We start from the raw sequence: 20,771 nt of genomic DNA, 5'->3' as shown, positions 1-20,771 counted from the left end.
TTGATTATGATAATTATTTTCAATTAAAACATTTCATTTAAATTATACAACAAGGCTATTAAGCTGATTTTTCTCGAATAGATTCATCGAGAAATTTAAAATACGGGAGTAGCATTCCAGCTAAAGAAGTTACACATATGATAGATCCAATTAGTACATATAACGCCCTCACTCCCCATACCTCACTCAATACTCCTCCAACTAAAACACCTAGTGGCATCGCACCTCTTATTAAAAATAAGCGTACCGAAAATACCTTCCCCATCCTATCATTTGGTACAATTTGTTGACATATTGTCGTGTTATGGACATTAAAAAATGCCATGCATACGCCCGCTACAACTTCAATCATAACTGCTAAAATGATGCTATGATTTAGGCTTAGTGAAATATATGTGATTCCTCCTATCAATAGCGCCCCAAGCATGAGAAGACGCCGACTATGGTACTGCACTTTCCCAACAAGTATAGAGCCAATTACATACCCAAGGGGAAAACCTGCCATAAAATATCCATAATCAGCATAACTTGCTGAGAGTTCATCTATTATATATGGAAGATTAATAACCATCGTCACACCGACTCCAAATTGAACAAATGTGAGAAAAACACCTAACCAAACGATAATGGGTTGTTTAAAATAATAGGTGAATCCCTCAATAGATTGTTTTAGCCAACTTTTACGAATTGTTTGAGCTACTCTATGTTCCTGTATAAATAATAGTAAAGTACCACTTATAAATAGAAATAAACAAACGAAAAATAATGTTAGCTTTACTCCTATAAACTCAATAACAATTCCCCCTAATACAGGGGCTAAAAACATCACAAGACGAACCATTCCATCGATATAAGCATTCGCTGTTTGTAGTTCTTCCTTAGATACAATTGTCGGTGTAATTGCTTGATTGGCTGGTACGTAAAATGGAGTGATTAAGCCTACAATTATTTGTACAATAAAAATATGCCATGTTTCTATATTTCCAATGATTATCATACATAGAGGGAGTAAAAAAGCTAGCCCACGTGTCCACTGAGATACAATCATAATCCATTTCCGGATCCACTTATCAATGAAAGGACCAATGACAAGCTGTAAAAGAAGCGATGGGATAAAGTAAAGTAGCCACATACTTCCTAAGGCCATTTTCGAGCCCGTTAATTGATAAATAAGAATGGAATTACATAGGGTACCAAATGCACCGCCTAATTCAGAAATCGCGCTACCAATCCACATAAAGAAAAACGATCGATTTTTTAAAATATTTCTCCCCATTTTGCACCAACTTTTCTTTTTAGTTCTCCTCCTATTGTGCATATTCTATAAAAGTAAAATTATTTTATCTTTTACCTTTGGATGTACAAATTCATAATTAATGATTTAAATAGAATTCCAACTCTTTCGATATAGCCTCTAATGCTTTCTTTTTCAAAATATACTTTGCATCTTGAATATCAACTAACTTCGCAGATCTTAAAATTTTCAAATGATGATGAATTGTTGACTTCCCAAGATTTAATTGTTCCGTTATCTCCTGCAATGTACGATCTTTTTCAAATAACAATTTTACAATTCTCAATCTTGCTTCATCACCTAAAGCCTTATGTTTATGAACTAAAAAATAACTTGGCTGATATGGATCTTCTGGATGTATACTTTCATTTGCGATTGGATAATGAAATATTTTTGTATCTTCTATATCTGCTTCGATATTCCAAGGTCGATACGTGTATTGCGGGATAAGAAGGACATGATGTACACTTGGCTCTGGAGAATAGGTAACACCGCCTGTTGCCCATTCAACAAATTCTTCGGCCTTCATCTTTTCGTTCATTTTACATTTCGTTTCATAGTCTTGTTTTAGTATAAGTGATAGCTTTTCTGCTTCCGGTTCAATAATAGCTTCATACCAGCCTGTCATCACTGCAATGAAATGCTCTTTAAGCATTTTTATATCCACTTTACAGATGAAATCAATATAAGCAGGGAAAAATGGATTGCTACTTGTTATCTCTTTTAATTCCTGTACTGCCTTCATCTCTCCATTTGCTGCCTTCTTTCTTTTTTCTTGGTATGTATAGCCGATAAATGGAATGCATATATACTTTAAATCTTCTTCTGATAACGTGGTTACATACTGGATAAACTCAGGTAAATTCGTAAAATCTTCTTGATATAATAGTTGTAACAACGCTTTCCACGTGTTATGTTTCTCCACAAAATGTAAATGCTCTATCATTTCCGTTGATAATGACTGTCTTATCTCTTCCCACTCACTTTGAGATTTTTCTAACGTATCAATCAGCCTTTTATGAGTGATCGCCGCAATTCCAAGTGCACATTCGAAAAGTATCGAATACTTTACTTGAACGTTATATGTTTCTCGTTTTCTACTTGTTAAATGTAAGACTTCCATTGTATCCCTCCTTATTTTGTTATTATTTTAAATTCTATAAATATCGAATTTATCCTTTTGTATTTTTAGAATTTTAAACTTTTCAAAAAAGACTCGTAAATAAACATATTGCACATTATATAAAGTGAAACTTTAATCAGTGGGGGTTTTCTTCATCCCCCACTGATTATTAGTTGAACGAATCGGGCTTTTACGGACAGTTCATCTCCCACCTAACTTCTTTGCTTTCGCTGAATTTTGAGGTGGGAGTGTTACTGTCCGTTAATGCGGGATAAAACCAAGAAAAGAATAGATAAGGCAAAAACATTTATGCCCTATCTATCCTTTGTTGCACTACATAGTTAATTTATAATATAATAGAAATACAATAATTCGGAACATTTCCACTAAAATGATATGTTTTTCAGGATGGAAAGGACATACAGAATATGAATAAAAACTTAACAAAAATTACAATAACAAGTGGTCTCATTCTTATTCTCTATCATTTTTTTCAATGGTATTTAGTAGAATTTCTTACGCCATTTGCTATGCCGTTTTTATCGATAGCAATTCACGGATGGTTTTTCGTAATGTTAATCCTTACGATTATACATGTTATCAAATATAAAAGTTGGAAACCTTTTATTATTCAAATAACGATAATAGTTATTTGGCTATGTACACCATTTACACTAATCTATCTAAAACTAGATTTTATATTCTACAAAGAAAACCGTAAAGAAGTTGTAGAACTTATAAATCGCAAAGAGTTAACTCCTAATATTAATCATGATAGTAGACAAATTCATTTACCTGAACGATTTGCAGCTACTTCAAAAGGCGGTGGAGATGTACTTATACAGCATAATAAAAATGGTACCTTAGTTTTCTTCTTTACTTATCGTGGTATATTAGATAACTTTTCAGGGTTTATTTACACACCAAATGATATAAAACCAAACAAAAATGATTTTAATAGCGAATATAAAGAAATCACAAAAATCGAGAAAAATTGGTATTATGTCACGTCGTATTAAAAATGATACAAATATTAGAAATACAAAAAGCTAGCATTTTGCTAGCTTTTTAAGCGTCAAATATTCCCCACCTACTATTTGTAAATAACCCATGAGATAATCTCCTTACATACTACATGTGGAGGTTTTTTTATGAAAAGACACCTATTAAAGAAAGAATGGGAAACTTATATTCAAGACTATAAAAACATAAGGTATCATTTTCATATTTTCTTTAATGGTCGACTTAACAATTAAATCTTGACCTACTATCAAACATGGATACTTTAAAGAATTATTCTTCATGTAAATATGATTCTTGTTTTTTAATATGATTTTTGCATTATAAACAGAAGCTTCTATACATTCTTCTTCATTACGATTATTAAAAGTATCACTTGCATGATCCGTAATAATTATTTTTATTTTTGTGTTAAAGGTAATCACGCGCCTTTCTTTCAATTTCCTCAACCAATTTAATTGATAGGTCATAATTAAAATCATCTATAACCTTACTCATGGCCATTACAAATGGTACAATTCCCTGCTCCTTAATAAAGTTTTCAATTCTCTTCTCAGTATCCTTTGAAATAATACCAACTCTTTGTGCAATTCTATCTTTAATCTCTTGTATATCTGTTTTATCGTGTATTTCTTCTGAGTATTTTCGTTCTAATTTTAAATGTAGGGTTGAGAATGACAGACTTTCATGAGTAACATCAATTATTTTAACGTCTTCAATTATATCTCCAATTTGCAAAAAATCCTCAATACGTTTAACAAACATGTTTTGCAACTTTTTTATATGCAATAAACCTCTACCCTTGTTTTCATCCTGGATCTGTACAAAAACACCATATTTCACTACATTTTCTACCTTTACTGTAACGATCGTATTTTTCTTATACAATTCATTGTACGGTTTGTGCAACATAGTTGTTTCATTTATATACCTAGCAATATTTTTATCTAGCGCACTCTCATTTGACACATATCCTCACTCCTTTATTGGACCTATAGATACATATTTATTATCATTTTTTTCTACACTTCTTTTTAATCCTTTAAAAGGATACTTAATTAATAATGGGTAACTGTTACCAATTGTGCAAATTCCTCTTCTTCATATACCAAGATTTTATAGGTAATAAACAAATAAGAAACAAAGTTGATATAAAAAAATTACGTAATTCCACACTTCTATAAAAATGTTTTAAAAAATACTACCTCCAATTTGGAGATAGTATTTTTTATTATTCTTGAAAACGAAAGATAGCTTTTCATTCTCCTGCTTGTCTAAATTTCCTTCTTTAAATGAGTTTAGATTATACTTCTTTTCAAAATAACAAATAAAATATTATACAAATTGTAGTTACTATTATTGTTTTATTAAATTTATATAACGGAGAATTTTATTTTTCTCTAATGGAATATGACCCGAACGTTTATCAAAATACAAATCTATTTTTACTGGGTTTACATGGTAATTTTCATCTATTTGTTGTAATCCATCAACAAAGGGCTCTAGATGATTCTTCATATCAAATTCTGCGGCTATATTTTGTAAATAATAAATGCGTGGTACATGTTTTATTTGATTATAAAATGCTATAACATTTATTCTTTCAGCAAATAAGTGGTTAATCTCCTCCAAAGACAGATTGGGATAAGAAATATTAAATACCTGTTTGAGGGGATCTATATACCAGTTTGTTAAGATGGTTTGAGGATTATTTACTAATGCACAGGACTCTTTTATATACCCTGCTAATATTAAAGACATGAAGCCCCCTCCGGAGCTTCCGTAAAACAGTATATTTTCATTTGCTACATTCAGCTTTTGTATTAATTTCTCTAAAATGATGGCTATTTCTTTCAAGTAGAATCGCTCAATAGTTCCTTGTCCCCATCCTAAATTAATATTACCTAAATAAAGAGTAGGATCATTATAAAAAATTAAAGAATCATCGAATTCTTCCATCCATGTGTACCTCTGAAAGATAGGTGGATGCTGATTTTCACTTGCCCCCGATCCTAATATAATGACATTTGGTGACTTTTGTTTAATACGAATTAAAAATTCATAACTTACTTCATCCCATTGAACATTTAAAAGAAATGGTTCTGATGTAATAATAGACATTTCTTCAATTTGGTTGAATCTAATATCTATCCTCTTAAATTGCTTAAGCGATTTAACCACCTCCTATGATTTAATTCCTTCCATATTTTTATTGGGTTTTATCTTATTTATATATCCAATTGTTTCATTTTTCCCGACAGCTGCATGACCTGCCTTTTTGTCATAATATAAATCTATTTGAATTGTATTTACAGCTAGATTTTCATCCATCTCTTTCAATTGAGAAATAAAAGGCATTAAATGATTCTTTACATCAAACTCGAACGCAACATTTTGTAAAAAATATATATTTGGTACATATTTAATTTTTTTATAAAAATCTATAACATTAATTCGGTACCCAAAATGTTTTTCAATGTACTCCCTAGAATAACCTGGGTAAGACAAGCTAAACACTTGATTTACTGGTACCGGTATCCAATTAGTTAAAATTGTTTGTGGATTATTAACTAACGCTGTCGAGCCTTTTACATATCCTGCTAGTATTAAAGACATGAAGCCCCCACCTGAGCTCCCGTAAAATAATACATTTTTCTGATTGAATTTTAATTTTTTAAATATTTTCATTAGTATTATTGCAATATCCTTTAGGTAGAATCTATCTATCGTCCCCTGTCCCCAACCTAAAGATATTTCTCCAAGATATAAAGTTGGATCATTATAATAAATCACAGTATCTTCAAACTCTACCATCCAAGAATGCCTGTGAAAAATGGGTGGACCAATTGATTCTTCTTGAAATCCTCCTGCTCCTGAACCAAATACAAGAACATTAGAAGCATTGGGTTTAATTCGAATTAAAAATTCATAACACACATTATTCCATTCGATATGCAATATAAAGGGCTCTATCCTATTCAGTGAGATTTTATCTAATTCATCATATGAAATTTTTATTTTTTTATATTGACTTAGCAACAATATCCACCTCTCCAAATTTGTCTAATTTATTCTTTTTGAACTTGAAATAAATGCGAAAATCCCTCAAGATGGTCACCCAAAATAAGTGAAGTGGTTGGTGTAACACTGGGACACAATAATGTTTCCCAACCAACATCATTATGAAGTTTACGTTTAATAAATAAGTACCATTTTCATACTTATAGATATATAAATAATATTCCCCTGGTTTTCCCACATATTTCCCTCTTATGACATTACCATCATTTTGTCCATATGCTACGTAGTTTCGTAGATTCAATCCTTTCAAACAGTATTTACTTATACACTTGCTTTCTTCATAATTCCGCGTGTATCTATAATATGATTTATTGATTTTAGAATTTCCCAATCAATAGTGGAATGATCGGTTAAAATTAATACAGAATCCGCTTGTTTTACTGTTATCTCTTCCAAAGGAATCGAATGATAAATTCTGTTCCCGATTTTCACATTAGAAATATACGGGTCGTGATATTGGATACTAAACCCTTCTTCCACTAAAAGTTGCATAATTTTAAGAGCAGGAGATTCCCTCAAATCATTTACATCCTTCTTATAAGCAATTCCAACAACTAAAATATTTCCTGAAGGTTTGGTTGCTTCTTTTACTTGCTTTACAACTTCTATTGGCATCTCTTCATTAATTAAATGAGCTGCTTCAATTAATTGACTTTTTAAACCATATTGTTTCATTTTCCATTGAAAATAAATTGGGTCGACAGGGATACAATGTCCACCGATTCCTGGCCCTGGCCAATATGGGGTATACCCAAATGGTTTCGTTGCTGCTGCTTCTAACACTTCATAAAAATCAATGTTTGTTTTTTTGCATAATATATTTAATTCATTTACTAAAGAAATATTAACTAAACGCTGAATATTTTCAAAAAGCTTACACATCTCAGCAACCTTTGGTGAACTAACAGGGACAATCGTATCAAAGACGGAGCTATATAATTGTTGCACTTTTTGCTTACACATCTCCGTTTGACCACTAATGACTTTTGGAATAGATTGTACTGTGTACTGTTGATTGGATGGATCAATTCGTTCAGGAGAGTATCCAATGTAGAAGTCTTTTCCAACCTTATTACCTGTTTCAGCAATGATTGGAATTATCGCTTCTTCTAATGTACCTGGATAGGTGGAACTTTCAAAAATGAAGGTTTGTCCTTTTTGAAGATTTTGCTTAATATAGTGTGATACAGATAAAAGCGCACTTAAATCAGGTTCATTTCTTGAATCAAGAGGAGTTGGAACGGTTACAATCACATAATTACTATTTTGAAAATCTTTTATCCCTTCACTAGGAGTGTGTACAATCAGTTTTTTATTTTCTAATAATTGCTGCAATTCTATTGAAGAGACATCTGAAATATAACTCTCCCCTTTTTTGAGCATTTCAATTTTTTTTTTATCTTTATCAAGTCCGATTATCATATATCCTCGTTTGGCAAAATGGATTGCTAAAGGGAGCCCTACATAACCTAACCCAATAATTGTGATGATACTTCGATCATTCATTTTTATTCCCGTCTTCCTTTCTCAAATAATATTTTATTTTTTTGTATTCTTCATAGATTATACAAGTGTCAAATTAATAGAGGCTGTTCAAAAGCAATAAACTGGGAATATACCTTGATTTTATCCGAATCTCTCCCTATACAAACCTTTGTCTATTCGCTGCAACTATTTGTGAAATTTGCTTACATAGATATTAATTTATTGTTTGTATTAATCTTTTGAATCAGCCTCTGATTTCCTTACATATACATCTAATTCATGTTCAATAAAGATGCCCTATTTAAGAAGTATGAAAAGAAAGGCTTGTTAATAGGGTAGAAACACTTAGATCATCATTTAATGTGATAGAGAAACATGCGACTAATGGTAACGTAATTACAATTGCTCCATCAGGCGTTATTTCAATGGTAGGGCTTGTCCCACATACATCACCACAATTCACATTTGTTACTACACCATTTCCTGGAGTAATTACAATCTTAAGACATATATTAAAACAAAGATTGTTCGTAGTACACGCCATATCTATTCCCCCCTTTCTAATTAATACAATATGCATTAGCCAAAAGGAGGGAACGGTATATGCGGATATTAAGTTGCGGAGATTCTTTAATTCATTCAAAAACTATTATTCAGCCTAAATATCTATTCCTATTTAAATAACCCTAACCATCTATCTTAATATTACATAAACTATGTATATCGAAGGATAATATTAAAATTTAATAAGGAGCATGAATATGAACAAAAAAACTGTTTCGATTATTATTCCTGTTTACAATGAGGAAAAAACATTATCTAGTGTTTTAGAATCATGTCAACAATTGAATCCTATGGAAATTATTGCTGTTGCTAACGGATGTACAGATCGTTCTATAGAGATTGCTAAAAATCATAATTGTAAAGTCCTTATATATAAAGAACGATTAGGGCACAATGTTGGCCGAGCTATAGGAGCGAAAGAAGCAAAAGGCGACATCTTACTATTCATCGATGCCGATTTTACTATTTCTTCTTCCACATTAAATCAATTTCTTGAACCTTTAGTAGAAGGAACTGCAGATGTTGTATTAAATAACTTAGATTATATTTTTAAAAAAGTGTACCCTCCTCACTCAATCACAATTTGGAAACAAGTTATGAATCACTTCTTACATTGTCCTAATTTAAATTCAGATTCACTTGTTGCTGTGCCTCATGCTATGACAAAGGAAGTCATCAAAAAAATTCATTCTGATAGTTTAAAAAATCCGATTTATGCACAATTAAAAATTATTCAACATCAATTCCGCATCTCTCGTCATATGTCAATTGATGTAGTAACTATTAATCGAGTTCACCCCAAACAACATAAAAATACCCCTACAACTCTTTCCATTAGTGAAAAAAGAATTATCGGGAATCATATTGAAACAATTGCAGATTGGATACATGAGACTAACGACTCAAGGCTAAATTATTCTGATGAAAATAGAAGAAGAGATATCATTGAGAATTTAAAATCAAACAAACTAGAACCTATGCCGAAAATCATTACTGGTTGGGGAAAGCACTCTAATATTTATGCAGGAAAACAATTATCAGTTATCATCCCTGCCTATAATGAAGATAGAACGATTGAAGCCGTAATTCAGGAGGTACGAAAACTAGAACCCTTAGAAATCATCGTAGTAGTTAATGGAACGACAGATCATACAGAAGAAATTGTAAAAAAGAGCGGAGCAACTGTCATTGTTTATGATGAAAAACTTGGAAATGATACAGGACGGGCTATAGGGGCATATTTCGCAAAAGGTGATATTTTACTTTTTATTGATGGTGATATTATTATTCCTTCGCAAGATCTACTACCATTTGTCCACGCGATTCAAAATGGTACAGACCTAGCATTAAATAATTTAGAATATCTTATGAAACGTGCTCCAGTCTATATTGTGACAGCCTGTAAATATGCTGTTAACCTGGCATGTGACCGAAAAGATTTAGGGGTTGGTTCACCAGTTGCAATCCCTCATGCTTTTAGCCGAAAATGTATTGATGAAATTGGATTTGATGTACTTGTTTCCCCCGTCATTGCGCAAGTAAAAACAATTCTATCGGGTTTAAACATTCAAAATGTCCATTCTGTTGAGGTAGATAAAATGAATCGTATACGACCAGAAAAACATTTCGCTAAAAAAGGAGAACTTTCTTCAGCAACAAAACAAATTATCGGCGACCATATAGAAGGTATCTCTTACCTAATCAAACAGAAAGGAAAAAGAGGATTATTTTAGCTAACAACAATTTAAATTGGTCTATGTATGTTCATTCACGTGCAAAAAGAAAGAATTAAAATAATAGACTCTTTAAGAGGCTTTAGTTTATTAGGAATTTTATTAGCTAATGCTGTGATTTATGGTTATGGTCTTTTAGATAAGAGCGATTTAACCAATGATAAAAGTAAACGTAAAGTAACTCCAAAATATACAATAAAAATTGATTTTGGAGTTGCTTTTTGTTTACGCTAATACACATTCGTCATAAATTAAACTAATATGCAATTGCTTTAAAGGCTCTATTTGGTTTTGTTCAAGGTACAAAACCAAGTCATTATAAAGCTGTTGTCCATACTCATCGACAGAACGTTCTAATGAGAAGCCACCTGCTAAACTTGTCCACCATACTTCAAAGCCACGAACAATTTCCTTAAATGATTCTTCATTAAACAGATCTGCTTCAAATAGCTACTACTGCCCGTTAATGCGGGATAAAAAAATAGAAAAATCATTTATACCTGCATATGGTACTTGATTCTTGATTTTGTCTTCTAAGCTATGTAAGGTGTATTCTTGCCATTCTTCTAAATTATTCATATCCCATTTTTGTATGAATAATTGATACAAATAAATCTCTCTTATTTTTAAGAAAATAGGAATTTGTATAATTATATCCTTATGAAGCATATTTTCTGTTTTATATCCTGCAAAAAAATTACTCATAAATATATCACAAAAAGAATGTGTATTGCCATTAAAGGAGCTATGTTGCCAATAAGCATGATAGAAAGCTACTGCAATATCTTGAGCATACCAATTAAATGCACAGTCATCAAAGTCAATTGTAGTTATACGACCTTCCTCATTAATAATTAAGTTTCCTTGATGATAGTCATTATGAATAAGTCCGAAAGTATCAGGAGTAATAATATATGAAGTTAGATTGTGTACCAACTTTTCATATTTCTCCTTAATCCATGGATCTAACTTTCTTCTAATATCAAAGACATCAGGACTTTCCACTTTCCATTCAGGACGTTGTATTGTTTGTAATTTAAAACCTTTGGATAGTGCATGCATTCTCCCTAAATTTTTACCGAGTTTTTTAAAAATCTTTTCATTCCAGTGGGATTTATTTGTAACATCAATTTGATCACCCTTAATAAATTCAAAATATGTTTTAACCCGTTCGTCCTCACACTCTAAAGGAATTACTGACTTAGGTACATGTACACCTTTTTCATATAAAAAGTTCATCCACTCTATTTCTTGTAAAACCATCTCCTTTGTTTTACTCTTATCAGAAATTCTAACTACCCTTTCTTTCTCTTTAATATAAAAAACGTCGTTATTAAATCCTCCATTCAACCTAACACGATTTTCTAGCATCCTGCTTTCCCCTTACACTCTCAATTTACAAGAACACTTTTATTTAAACGGTAGCATTGTAACTTCTTTGTCTCTTCATTTACTAACCTGCATCGTTAGTTTAATAGCACAACTTCTAAAATAAACCTATTTTTAAAAATGAATGTTTAGAAAAATTTCGTTTTACATACATTTCAAAATCTTAGACATATAATAACTATCAACTAAGTTTCCATCAATAATACAAGAAGCTTTTTTTATTCCCTCAATCTCATAACCTAGTTTTTTATATAAAGAAATTGCTGATGTATTATTTATCCTTACCGTCAACTCTAATCTAATTACATCAATCGCTTTTGCCCAATTTTCAAGTTCTTTAAATAACTGGGTTCCAATTCCTTTTCCGTTATTTTCATTTGTTACACCAGCAACAATATAAACACTATGTCTAGTTCTTTTTGGTTTACTACCAATTGCCATCAAATATCCTACTAATTTACCTTCAATCTCAGCAACAAAAATAGCTGAATTTGAAGATTGAGTTATTTTTTTGATCGTATTTTGTTGCTGTTCTATAGTAGTAGTTCTTTCCCCTTCCTCAAATAACATAAATTCCGTTTCTTCATCAATCTTTTTACATAATTCTAAAAAGGGTTCTGCATCTTTTTCCATAATCAATCGAATCATGTTATATAAACCTCACTTTAACTAATTTGCCATAGCAATAAATAATTCGACATATTTAATCCTTATTTATAGGTAGAAAAACAAAAAACACTAGAATTAACCTAATGTTTTTTGTTACTTTAAAAATTCTAATCCTCCAAAACGAAAGAACTAACATTCTTAAGCTGAAAATGCACTAAATTCTCATTCCTAGGTTGATAAACATTGTCTCTATCCCTTTAAAACTAGATCAGCATTTTGCTGCGGACTTTCCACTTTCAAGTAAAAATCCTCGGCTTTCCAATATCTATGTTCAAACTTTAGGAGATTCTTTTGTGTTTCTTCATTTTCACGAAGAAACCTTTGTTCCCTTGGGTAATCCAAATACACCATATAATCAAAGTATTCTCGCCACTCTTTACGCTGAAGAAACACTCCTTCAATTACGATCACACAAGGATTAGGTATGATTACCTCTCTCATTTCACAGAAATCCGTTTGATGATCATAGAACGGAAGGTTTAGCTGATTTTCCAACCTTAATTTATGAAACAAATGCTGTTGCAACCATTCAACATCCCATTGTAGTTGATAATACTCATACCATTCTTCATGTTTCGTATTATAGCGCTTGCTACGCTCCACAATATGATCATCAATATGAAAAATATGAAATGGAATATCTTTTTGTTTCAATTCGTCTTCTAGCTGCTTGACTAATGTTGTTTTTCCCGAACGACTCAGACCATCTATACCTAGAATAAAACGATTACTTGTATTTTCAGCAATCACTTTTACTAATTCGTTTGAATTCATTATCTTTTCCACTCTTCTTCTAATAATGAATAGATTACAGTATCATGAGCTACACCATTTTGAATCATATATTTTCGAAGTAATCCTTCTTCTTGAAATCCAGCCTTTTTCAGTAATCGATGTGAAGCTTCATTTTCTGTATAAACAACTGCTGCAATCCTTATTAGCTGCAATATTTCAAATCCATATGTAAGAATTGCCTGTAAAGCCTCAGATGCATACCCTTTTCCCCAATATGTATCATCTAATTCATAGCCAATTTCGGCTCTCTTATGATTTGGATTGATTAAATGAAATCCGCATGTACCAATTAATTGATTTGTTCCTTTTAGCTCTATCCCCCAGCGTAAAACATTTCCCTCTTCATACCTTTTTCTAAAAGTTTGAATCGTATTTTTCACTTGTTCCATATTTTGAAAAGAGTCCATACCAAAGTAACGGATAACAGACTCCTTCTCAAAATAATAAAACATTGTTTCAGCGTCTAATAATGTTAATTCCCGTAATTTTAAACGCTCAGTTTCTAAGATTGGAAATCCCATTCTCTTTTCTCCCTCTACTCTAATGAGTTACAAATTTCTATGTAATTACCATCTGGATCAGACACATAAGCAATGGTTTGCCCCCATGGTTTCGTTATTGGCTCCACTAATACCTTTACACCTTTTTCTCTTAATCCCGAAATCGTTTCGTTAACATCCTCCACAACAAATCCAATTTCAAAATTAGAGGATTCTGATTCACCCTTTGGAATTGATAATCCCGTTAACTCTCGTACATCCTCTCTACTATTCATCGCTAAAATTGTTGCTCCGGTATCAAACTCAATGTATGTACCATGTTCGCCTTTTATCGGTAAGCATAAAAGATTTTTATAAAACCGAAGACATTCTTCATATCGCTCCACATATAAAATGACATATTTCATTTTTAAGTTCATTGTAATCCCCCTTTCAAATTCTCTTCTAAAAATTCGACAAAGGACGTAGAAAACCTTGTTTATATGACAGTATTCATAATTATAAACAAAAAAAAGAAGACCGATTTCTCGGTCTCAAACATATTGGCATAAAACAGGAGATTGGTTTGGACATAACCAGTTCATACTTTTATTGTATTTTATCTTTTCTGAATTTTAAATATAATAATCGACGATTTATGTTGAGAAACTTTTTTTACAAGGATGGTTAAATATAACTGCTTGTACATCAATAACTTTTGCTTTTGAATAAATTTCTTCATATAAAGAGATGCTAAAAATGGAGGTGTATACATATGGAACCAATGCTTTGCCCAAGTTGTAAAACAAATCGCACTCGCTTTAATATTCTTGAGCAGCAAATAAAACCAGTAAAGTTAAATCCACAAACTGGTCAAATTGAAGAAGAATATACAAACGAAACAATGAATGCTTTTCATATGGCATATCAAGGACCTTCCTATCGTGTCCAATGTGCAGTATGCGGGCTTGTTGAAAACCCAGAACAATTTATTAAACCTGCGCAAAACCAATCATTCTAACACTTGGAAACTTGATTCATATTTCCTAATCCAAAAGGTAACATAAAATCCCTCATTACCTTTTGGATTATCTATCAATTACTCGCTTTTAATCGACCTACTCATCTCTTCATAATGTTTTTTTATTTTTTCTTGGAATTGACTATATGCCATTTCCACTTGTTTCTCCTGCTTCTTAGTTAAATCGTTTATCCTTTTCTCTATTTCATCAGCTAACTGTTGACTCATTTTTTCGTCTTTATATAGGATTGTAACTGTATACTTCATAGCAATCTGAACGCTTCTTATATTTTCTTTCGTTTTCCGTTCATATTCATCAAGTTTCATTTTATCACTGATGCTAGCCATATTTAAATCTACTTGAGCTCCACCAGCCTTTAATCTACGACTCGTAATATCTTTTCCTGTTTCTTCAAACTGATCTTGTAACTCTTTTGCATTATTTGCTAGTACGTATTTCCCCTTACTTACTTCCGCGATCTCTTTGAGCTGTTTTTCCGCTTCATGATCTACTTGAAATCCAATAATATTCATAATAGGTTTTATGTTTGAATTTGAAATTTTTTTTGCCTCTTCAACCGGGTTTCCTCCACATGTTTCTACTCCATCACTTACAACATACATTATATTTTTATCGTCTGTTTTTGCAGATTGAAACGTTTCTGTCGATTTTTTAATTGCTTCAGCAAGCGGTGTCCATCCTACGGGTTGAAACCCATCTAATGATTGACGAAACGTCGTTTGATCATACTTTTGTAATGTATATACATTTTCAATCGCTCCGCATGAAGCCGCTTTATCCTTTTCCTCATTTGATCCTTTATGTCCATATACTCGTAACGAAACATTAACTGTCTCTGGTAAACCGGAAACAAACTGCTGAATTGCCTCTTTTGCAATATCCATCTTCATTTTCCCATCAACTTTACCAGCCATACTACCACTAGCATCTAATAGTATTTCAATGTTATAGTTTCCACTATTCTCTTTATTTTCTTGCTCCCCCTTCGTACCAGTACTGCTCTTTTCTTTCTCCTCAAATCCACCTATCTCTAAAATTTGTAACGGTATTTTATCAAGTGGTGTAATATCCTGCTTTAACAAGCTATACATCGTATGTACATATAATTCTGCTTGCTCACTATTAGATTTATTCTTCAAATCGACAGATTTTATATTCGATTCCGTATCACGAGCCACCTCTTTCATAATAGGTTCCGATTCTTTCGATATGTCTAATAGCCCCACTTTATACTTTCCGTTATATTTTCCATTCGGATATTTCGCCATATCTTCAAATGTAACAGGAATAGAATGAACAACCTGTTTTTCATTATTTCTTTTCTTATTTTCTTTCTGACTTACATTCTTGTTCTCTGTTTTCGTTGTTTCTGTTTGTGTACTACAAGCATTGCAAAAAATAAAAATGATACATATCAATGTCAGTTTATAAAGTCTTTTCACATTTCTTCCCCCAATCATATTCACATACAACAAATCCCATTTACGTATAATTATAACAGAATAATCTTTCATTTCAGAAAAAACATTCAAAAACTACATATACTCCTATAAAAGTTCCTTAAAAAATCTTTCTTAAACCAATAAAAAACGCCACTTGTTTTCCAAGCAACGTTTTTTTCATTCTCCATATATTCTTAAAACTCACTGTAAAGTTACTTTCCCCTTTAATACAAATAATCGAACGAGTACAAGTAAATCAATTGTTATATGTAGTAGCATGGATGGATAAATAGATCCTATGGTCACATACAATCGTGAGGAACTGTTCGAAGTAACACTCAGTGAGATGCAACTGTACTATTGTTTTAGAACCGAGTCATTCACAAAACCTCTTTTTTCAATTTTCGTATCTTCCAAAATAACCTTACAAATACATATACATTTATAAATCCGCAAAGCCCCAGCACAAGTTTTATCCAAACGGGACTATTGGCTTCTGAAGGTCCTAAGTAATTCAAATACATCCCTAGCATCTCAATGACAAAGATAATCGCAAAAAATCTCATTAAATCCATAAGTTTTTCAATCTTCGTTTCTTTCTCAGAATAAATATCAGGTAATTCATTATCATCATCTACTTCTTTACAAAAATAGTGCCATTTCGTAAAGCTGGTTACATGCTTCCAACCAGACATCTCATATATTTCAATGTATTCTTTTTGATTCATTTGTGAGTTTCGATTATCCAGTTTGAAATCGGCTTTATAAACAACATCCTTCGGCTCCGTTTTCTTGAATGTGTACATAAAATTGTAGTTTTGGAATGCCCAGCCCTTTTGGTGCATTTTTCTTAAATACGCCTCTTCTTTTTCTAGGTTCCACGCCGCAAAAAATTTTAATGTCTTCTTTATCTCCATACTGTCTTCACTCTCCTAAAATATTTCCCCCATTTTGAACAGAACGTTGTAACCTTTTAAATTCAAGTTCTAACACTTCTCTCCCAAATGGAGTTAACACGTAACATTTCTTTCTCTCTGTAGAGGCTACTTCTACAATCAGTTTTTCTTTCAATAACTTTGTCGTATTCCCATATAACGTACCAGGTCCGAGTTTTACTTCTCCATTCGTCATTTCTTCCACCATTTGCATAATCCCATAGCCATGCAAAGGTTTCACTAATGACAACAAAATATAATAGGTTGCCTCTGTTAATGGAATATATTTCTGCGCTTTCACACTCATTATAACTACCTCCGATACATCGATATATGATATATCGACTAGCGATACATCGTATATCGATATTGTATAGCGTATTCCAAATAAATACAACTAAAAATGAAATTTTTCTTAGGAATTTTATATTTATTCTATACAAAAATATTATTATATTAATTTTCAGAAAAATTTGTTAAAATATAACAATACAATTGCCTACTTTTGAAAGGATGATACATATGATAAATACATTAAAAGAAAATATAAGTTCTGTTTTTGTCGGAAAAGAAAACGTGGTTGATTTACTCCTTGTTTCATTACTTGCGGATGGTCATGTATTGCTTGAGGATGTACCTGGTACTGGAAAGACATTACTCGCTAAAACAATTGCAAAAAGTATTGGCGGCGGATTTTCTCGCGTTCAATTCACTCCCGATGTGCTTCCGAGTGACGTGACAGGGATTGAATATTTCAATCCTAAAACGAGTGAATTCGAATTAAGATTTGGGCCAGTCATGACAAATATATTGTTAGCGGATGAAATAAATCGTGCTATGCCTAGAACACAATCTAGTTTATTAGAAGCAATGGAAGAGCGTCAAGTCACACTCGAAAAGCAGTCCACACCTCTTCCTAAACCGTTCTTTGTTATTGCAACGCAAAATCCTATTGAATCACAAGGGACTTTCCCTCTTCCGGATGCACAGCTAGATCGTTTTTTAATGACCATTTCAATTGGCTATCCTTCTCCAGAAGATGAACTAAAAATGATGCGCCGTTTTCGAAATAACAAGCCTTTAGATGCCATTCGTTCCGTTATCACTTTAGAAGAAATTTTACAAGTACAACAAAAAGTAAATGAAATATACGTATCTGAATCGTTAGAGTACTATATCATTCAACTAGCCAACGCTACACGAAATCATGATTATATCGCCAACGGTGTCAGCCCGCGTGCAACACTTGCCTTAGTCAGGGCGATACAAGCATTGGCCTTTTTACATGGTCGTGAATACTGTACGCCTGAAGATATACAATTCTTACTTCCTTACGTATGGAAACATCGTCTCATTTTATCAATGGAGGGTGCGCTGCGAACAACAAAACAGAAGTTAATTGAAAGTATTTTAACTGAAGTGGACGTTCCTGTGGAGATCGAGCAATCATGAATTATACACGCATTGTAACTGTTCCATTATTTTTCCAGCATCATATTATTAAATTAACAATTCCAGTTGCTTTATTTCTAGCGTTCTATGTAACAAATTCATATTTAGTTGTCCCATTTTTGTTTTATTATTTATTTGCTTATTTTATTTATCGTTATACAGCATACATAGATAAGCATTTTCAAATTATCGATAAAAAACAAACAACACGCTTATTTCCTGATGAAACAGGCAGTTTATCGATTCATTTACAAAACAAAGCTAAGCTTCCTTTAGTGAATGGTGCTTGCTTTTTACATATCAATCCAACCTTAATACCCAATAAGACAACTGGTGTTGAGCAAATATCTAAAACGTTATTTTCTTTTCGCTTTTCACAGCCTGCAAAGTCAGAACAAAAATGGGAACTATCGTTTACAGCTACAAAGCGTGGTGTTTTTAAAGTTGAGCAATTTGAATGTATTATAGGTGATCCATTTCATATCATTCAAGTTCATCTGCCTACTGTAGATAAATTGAAGACTGAAATTATCGTTTATCCTACTTTAAAGCGTGTTGCAGGGTTACAGGAGATACATCAATTAGCAATCGGTACTTATAAAACAAACTTTTCTTATTTTCATGATGAATCTTCCATTGTTGGTATAAAGAAATATGAGAGGGAATCTTTTCGAAGTATTCATTGGAAAGCATCTGCTAAAATGCAAACTTTACAAGCAAAACAATATGAAGCGATAAAAAATTACAGCTGGACAATTTCTCTTTGCTTAGGAGCAGATCGTGGGTTTGGTTGGAAAGAAAATATCGAGGATCTTATTTCTTACACGACGTATTTATGTCAATTTGCAACAGAGAAAAATATTCCTTTTGAATTATTTGTTAGCATATTCACTGAAGAAGGCCCTTTACATCTCGCATTAAATGATGGTCATGTACAATATGCGAAAGCATTAGAAGAACTTGCCCGAATTTCAGAGGATAGTACTTTACTCCCTCGTGAAAGTTTCCTGCACTATTTGAATAGGAAAAAAGAGCGTTCCTCAATACTATTTTTTGTCGGAATAAGAAAAGCCAATTTACCAAATATGATGCAGCAAACGTATCTCATCACTGATGAAGGGATGGTGGAACAACTTGAAAACATGGCTCCATTACGTTAATGATTTTCTTCTTCTACTCCTTCTTTCTCTATTGACGGAGCAAGGAAGAACACTTCCCATCATCCTATTTTTAGTCATTAGCTTTCTTTGTACGATTCTCATTCATAAAATGAAGACCAATAAACGAAGAGCTTTCATTTTACTATTTATTCTACAAGTTATACTTTGTTACGTATTTTCTATCTTTTCTATCGTTAGCTCTATCTTACTCCCGTTCTTCTTTTACATCGTACATGCACGTGATGACCTAACGGCATACCATAAAATGCTAGGTGCCTTTTTATGGTTCATTGTTTCTTATTTTCTTCATTTAATGAAGTTACCTTCTCTATGGGTACTAGGCTTATTCGCTTTATTTATTCTACTGTCACTTTGGATTACTAGTTATAATAAAGATCAAAAAGCAATTCGTTTTGTATCTATCACAGGAATCGGAACAATCAGTTTTCTGTTCTTCTTATTTATTCCGTATATACGCATCGTACTCTCGTATCTTTTCTACTGGGTATCACTTGGTTTTGGCTATGGTATTGAAGCTTTATTATCTATTACAAATCCAAATGATGCTACAGCTGCCATAGAAAAGTTAGGTGGAACGAGTCCAGAACTTCCAAAGCCCGATCACCCATACGATGCCTTTGTTGCTCAATCCGTTACTGCTTCTATCATTGGAATCATTGCTGCATTTGTAATTTGGAAGCTGTACAAAAAGAGAAAATCCTTTCACCTTGAGAATATATCCCTTTATAACTCTGGTACAGTTATGCAAGAAGAAGGTATATTACAAAAAGCAACTAGAATGACACGCCCACCAACGAACGCCATTCGCAAAGAAATTTTCAAACTAGAAAAGAAATTAAAACCACCTTTAAACAGAAATCGCGGTGAAACGGTTGACGCATGGATGGAGCGAATTCAGACAGAAGAAGATATCTCTATTGAAATTGATACAATTATAAAAGCATACAATACTGTGCGCTACGCTAATCAGGAGAATACTGAACTATTCCGGGAATTTAAAGAAGAAATAAATAAACTTTACGTCTATCAAAAGACTTTAAAAAAGAAGAAAAAATAAAACACCCCCTCGAGGGCTCTATTTTAGAG

General features: G+C 32.3%; 21 protein-coding genes and 3 pseudogenes. 7 read left to right on the top strand and 17 right to left on the bottom strand.

Going from position 1 to position 20,771, the window contains the following annotated elements; genetic code table 11:
- Positions 1–58: 58 nt before the first annotated feature.
- Both MHH45_RS02155 and MHH45_RS02150 read right to left on the bottom strand, forming a co-directional pair.
- Positions 59–1,276 (bottom strand): MFS transporter, encoded by a 1,218-nt coding sequence (locus tag MHH45_RS02155; protein WP_088094139.1) that lies wholly within the window; start codon positions 1,274–1,276, stop codon positions 59–61.
- A 97-nt stretch (positions 1,277–1,373) separates the two neighbouring features.
- Positions 1,374–2,417 carry an ArsR/SmtB family transcription factor gene (locus MHH45_RS02150; RefSeq protein WP_088094140.1) on the bottom strand — a complete coding sequence of 348 codons (1,044 nt, stop codon included), beginning with the start codon at positions 2,415–2,417 and terminating at the stop codon, positions 1,374–1,376.
- Positions 2,418–2,845: 428 nt separating this feature from the next.
- Between MHH45_RS02150 and MHH45_RS02145 the strand changes: the two genes are divergently transcribed.
- Positions 2,846–3,436, top strand: coding sequence for a hypothetical protein (locus MHH45_RS02145; RefSeq protein ID WP_016115252.1), 591 nt, complete (start codon positions 2,846–2,848; stop codon positions 3,434–3,436).
- A 412-nt stretch (positions 3,437–3,848) separates the two neighbouring features.
- Here the strand turns inward: MHH45_RS02145 and MHH45_RS02140 are convergent, their stop codons facing one another.
- The 6 genes and pseudogenes from MHH45_RS02140 to MHH45_RS02120 form a co-directional block, all read right to left on the bottom strand.
- Positions 3,849–4,406, bottom strand: coding sequence for a S1 RNA-binding domain-containing protein (locus MHH45_RS02140; RefSeq protein WP_016115253.1), 558 nt, complete (start codon positions 4,404–4,406; stop codon positions 3,849–3,851).
- 387 nt (positions 4,407–4,793) lie between these two features.
- Complete coding sequence (locus MHH45_RS02135) at positions 4,794–5,558, bottom strand: glycosyl transferase family 2 (RefSeq protein WP_229161723.1); 765 nt, start codon at positions 5,556–5,558, stop codon at positions 4,794–4,796.
- Between the two features lie 78 nt (positions 5,559–5,636).
- Positions 5,637–6,494 (bottom strand): annotated as a pseudogene (locus MHH45_RS02130) (glycosyl transferase); the annotation flags it as partial.
- Between the two features lie 133 nt (positions 6,495–6,627).
- Positions 6,628–6,756 (bottom strand): annotated as a pseudogene (locus MHH45_RS27970) (PPC domain-containing protein); the annotation flags it as partial.
- A gap of 23 nt (positions 6,757–6,779) precedes the next feature.
- Positions 6,780–8,024: a nucleotide sugar dehydrogenase gene (locus tag MHH45_RS02125; RefSeq protein WP_088094438.1), complete on the bottom strand. Its 1,245-nt coding sequence runs from the start codon at positions 8,022–8,024 to the stop codon at positions 6,780–6,782.
- Positions 8,025–8,304: 280 nt separating this feature from the next.
- Positions 8,305–8,547: a hypothetical protein gene (locus MHH45_RS02120; protein WP_016115258.1), complete on the bottom strand. Its 243-nt coding sequence runs from the start codon at positions 8,545–8,547 to the stop codon at positions 8,305–8,307.
- 217 nt (positions 8,548–8,764) lie between these two features.
- Between MHH45_RS02120 and MHH45_RS02115 the strand changes: the two genes are divergently transcribed.
- Complete coding sequence (locus MHH45_RS02115; RefSeq protein ID WP_016115259.1) at positions 8,765–10,300, top strand: glycosyltransferase family 2 protein; 1,536 nt, start codon at positions 8,765–8,767, stop codon at positions 10,298–10,300.
- 39 nt (positions 10,301–10,339) lie between these two features.
- On the top strand, positions 10,340–10,534 hold the full coding sequence (locus MHH45_RS02110) for a hypothetical protein (RefSeq protein ID WP_229161725.1): 195 nt from the start codon (positions 10,340–10,342) through the stop codon (positions 10,532–10,534).
- Here MHH45_RS02110 and MHH45_RS02105 read toward each other — a convergent pair.
- From MHH45_RS02105 to MHH45_RS02080, 6 genes and pseudogenes are all read right to left on the bottom strand, one after another.
- Positions 10,526–10,750, bottom strand: a pseudogene (locus MHH45_RS02105) (hypothetical protein); the annotation flags it as partial. The gene MHH45_RS02110 and the pseudogene MHH45_RS02105 sit on opposite strands and share 9 nt — an antisense overlap.
- A gap of 3 nt (positions 10,751–10,753) precedes the next feature.
- Positions 10,754–11,671 (bottom strand): phosphotransferase enzyme family protein, encoded by a 918-nt coding sequence (locus MHH45_RS02100; protein WP_016115261.1) that lies wholly within the window; start codon positions 11,669–11,671, stop codon positions 10,754–10,756.
- A gap of 162 nt (positions 11,672–11,833) precedes the next feature.
- A complete protein-coding gene (locus MHH45_RS02095; protein WP_016115262.1) occupies positions 11,834–12,337 on the bottom strand; it encodes a GNAT family N-acetyltransferase in 504 nt (167 codons plus the stop codon).
- A gap of 210 nt (positions 12,338–12,547) precedes the next feature.
- Positions 12,548–13,132 carry a kinase gene (locus MHH45_RS02090; protein ID WP_016115263.1) on the bottom strand — a complete coding sequence of 195 codons (585 nt, stop codon included), beginning with the start codon at positions 13,130–13,132 and terminating at the stop codon, positions 12,548–12,550.
- On the bottom strand, positions 13,132–13,674 hold the full coding sequence (locus MHH45_RS02085) for a GNAT family N-acetyltransferase (protein WP_088094439.1): 543 nt from the start codon (positions 13,672–13,674) through the stop codon (positions 13,132–13,134). Before MHH45_RS02085 ends, MHH45_RS02090 begins: the two co-directional genes overlap by 1 nt.
- Before the next feature lie 14 nt (positions 13,675–13,688).
- Positions 13,689–14,072 carry a VOC family protein gene (locus tag MHH45_RS02080; protein ID WP_016115265.1) on the bottom strand — a complete coding sequence of 128 codons (384 nt, stop codon included), beginning with the start codon at positions 14,070–14,072 and terminating at the stop codon, positions 13,689–13,691.
- A gap of 335 nt (positions 14,073–14,407) precedes the next feature.
- Here MHH45_RS02080 and MHH45_RS02075 point away from each other — a divergent pair, with 335 nt between their 5' ends.
- A complete protein-coding gene (locus MHH45_RS02075; RefSeq protein ID WP_003198313.1) occupies positions 14,408–14,653 on the top strand; it encodes a hypothetical protein in 246 nt (81 codons plus the stop codon).
- Positions 14,654–14,731: 78 nt separating this feature from the next.
- Here MHH45_RS02075 and MHH45_RS02070 read toward each other — a convergent pair whose 3' ends face one another.
- The 3 genes from MHH45_RS02070 to MHH45_RS02060 all read right to left on the bottom strand — a co-directional run bounded on the left by MHH45_RS02070 (position 14,732) and on the right by MHH45_RS02060 (position 17,359).
- Positions 14,732–16,117: a vWA domain-containing protein gene (locus MHH45_RS02070; RefSeq protein ID WP_154214592.1), complete on the bottom strand. Its 1,386-nt coding sequence runs from the start codon at positions 16,115–16,117 to the stop codon at positions 14,732–14,734.
- A 380-nt stretch (positions 16,118–16,497) separates the two neighbouring features.
- Positions 16,498–17,034: a DUF2812 domain-containing protein gene (locus MHH45_RS02065; protein ID WP_088094441.1), complete on the bottom strand. Its 537-nt coding sequence runs from the start codon at positions 17,032–17,034 to the stop codon at positions 16,498–16,500.
- Positions 17,035–17,041: 7 nt separating this feature from the next.
- On the bottom strand, positions 17,042–17,359 hold the full coding sequence (locus MHH45_RS02060; RefSeq protein WP_016115268.1) for a PadR family transcriptional regulator: 318 nt from the start codon (positions 17,357–17,359) through the stop codon (positions 17,042–17,044).
- Positions 17,360–17,574: 215 nt separating this feature from the next.
- Here MHH45_RS02060 and MHH45_RS02055 point away from each other — a divergent pair, with 215 nt between their 5' ends.
- The 3 genes from MHH45_RS02055 to MHH45_RS02045 are packed head-to-tail and all read left to right on the top strand — an operon-like array spanning position 17,575 to position 20,742.
- Complete coding sequence (locus MHH45_RS02055; protein ID WP_016115269.1) at positions 17,575–18,504, top strand: AAA family ATPase; 930 nt, start codon at positions 17,575–17,577, stop codon at positions 18,502–18,504.
- A complete protein-coding gene (locus MHH45_RS02050) occupies positions 18,501–19,664 on the top strand; it encodes a DUF58 domain-containing protein (RefSeq protein WP_016115270.1) in 1,164 nt (387 codons plus the stop codon). The genes MHH45_RS02055 and MHH45_RS02050 overlap by 4 nt, the downstream gene beginning before the upstream one ends.
- Complete coding sequence (locus tag MHH45_RS02045) at positions 19,639–20,742, top strand: DUF4018 domain-containing protein (protein WP_016115271.1); 1,104 nt, start codon at positions 19,639–19,641, stop codon at positions 20,740–20,742. Before MHH45_RS02050 ends, MHH45_RS02045 begins: the two co-directional genes overlap by 26 nt.
- The last annotated feature ends 29 nt before the right edge of the window (positions 20,743–20,771 follow it).

It is taken from the genome of Bacillus sp. FSL K6-0042 (assembly GCF_038006685.1).
Classification (GTDB): Bacteria; Bacillota; Bacilli; order Bacillales; family Bacillaceae_G; genus Bacillus_A; species Bacillus_A pseudomycoides.
This window is presented reverse-complemented; position numbering and strand designations above follow the sequence as displayed.

Coding starts and splice junctions, on each gene's coding strand:
- MHH45_RS02155 (WP_088094139.1), bottom strand. CDS start 1,276: ATGGGGAGAAATATTTTAAAAAATCGATCGTTTTTCTTTATGTGGATT.
- MHH45_RS02150 (WP_088094140.1), bottom strand. CDS start 2,417: ATGGAAGTCTTACATTTAACAAGTAGAAAACGAGAAACATATAACGTT.
- MHH45_RS02145 (WP_016115252.1), top strand. CDS start 2,846: ATGAATAAAAACTTAACAAAAATTACAATAACAAGTGGTCTCATTCTT.
- MHH45_RS02135 (WP_229161723.1), bottom strand. CDS start 5,558: ATGTCTATTATTACATCAGAACCATTTCTTTTAAATGTTCAATGGGAT.
- MHH45_RS02125 (WP_088094438.1), bottom strand. CDS start 8,024: ATGAATGATCGAAGTATCATCACAATTATTGGGTTAGGTTATGTAGGG.
- MHH45_RS02120 (WP_016115258.1), bottom strand. CDS start 8,547: ATGGCGTGTACTACGAACAATCTTTGTTTTAATATATGTCTTAAGATT.
- MHH45_RS02115 (WP_016115259.1), top strand. CDS start 8,765: ATGAACAAAAAAACTGTTTCGATTATTATTCCTGTTTACAATGAGGAA.
- MHH45_RS02100 (WP_016115261.1), bottom strand. CDS start 11,671: ATGCTAGAAAATCGTGTTAGGTTGAATGGAGGATTTAATAACGACGTT.
- MHH45_RS02095 (WP_016115262.1), bottom strand. CDS start 12,337: ATGATTCGATTGATTATGGAAAAAGATGCAGAACCCTTTTTAGAATTA.
- MHH45_RS02090 (WP_016115263.1), bottom strand. CDS start 13,132: ATGAATTCAAACGAATTAGTAAAAGTGATTGCTGAAAATACAAGTAAT.
- MHH45_RS02085 (WP_088094439.1), bottom strand. CDS start 13,674: ATGGGATTTCCAATCTTAGAAACTGAGCGTTTAAAATTACGGGAATTA.
- MHH45_RS02080 (WP_016115265.1), bottom strand. CDS start 14,072: ATGAACTTAAAAATGAAATATGTCATTTTATATGTGGAGCGATATGAA.
- MHH45_RS02075 (WP_003198313.1), top strand. CDS start 14,408: ATGGAACCAATGCTTTGCCCAAGTTGTAAAACAAATCGCACTCGCTTT.
- MHH45_RS02065 (WP_088094441.1), bottom strand. CDS start 17,034: ATGGAGATAAAGAAGACATTAAAATTTTTTGCGGCGTGGAACCTAGAA.
- MHH45_RS02060 (WP_016115268.1), bottom strand. CDS start 17,359: ATGAGTGTGAAAGCGCAGAAATATATTCCATTAACAGAGGCAACCTAT.
- MHH45_RS02055 (WP_016115269.1), top strand. CDS start 17,575: ATGATAAATACATTAAAAGAAAATATAAGTTCTGTTTTTGTCGGAAAA.
- MHH45_RS02050 (WP_016115270.1), top strand. CDS start 18,501: ATGAATTATACACGCATTGTAACTGTTCCATTATTTTTCCAGCATCAT.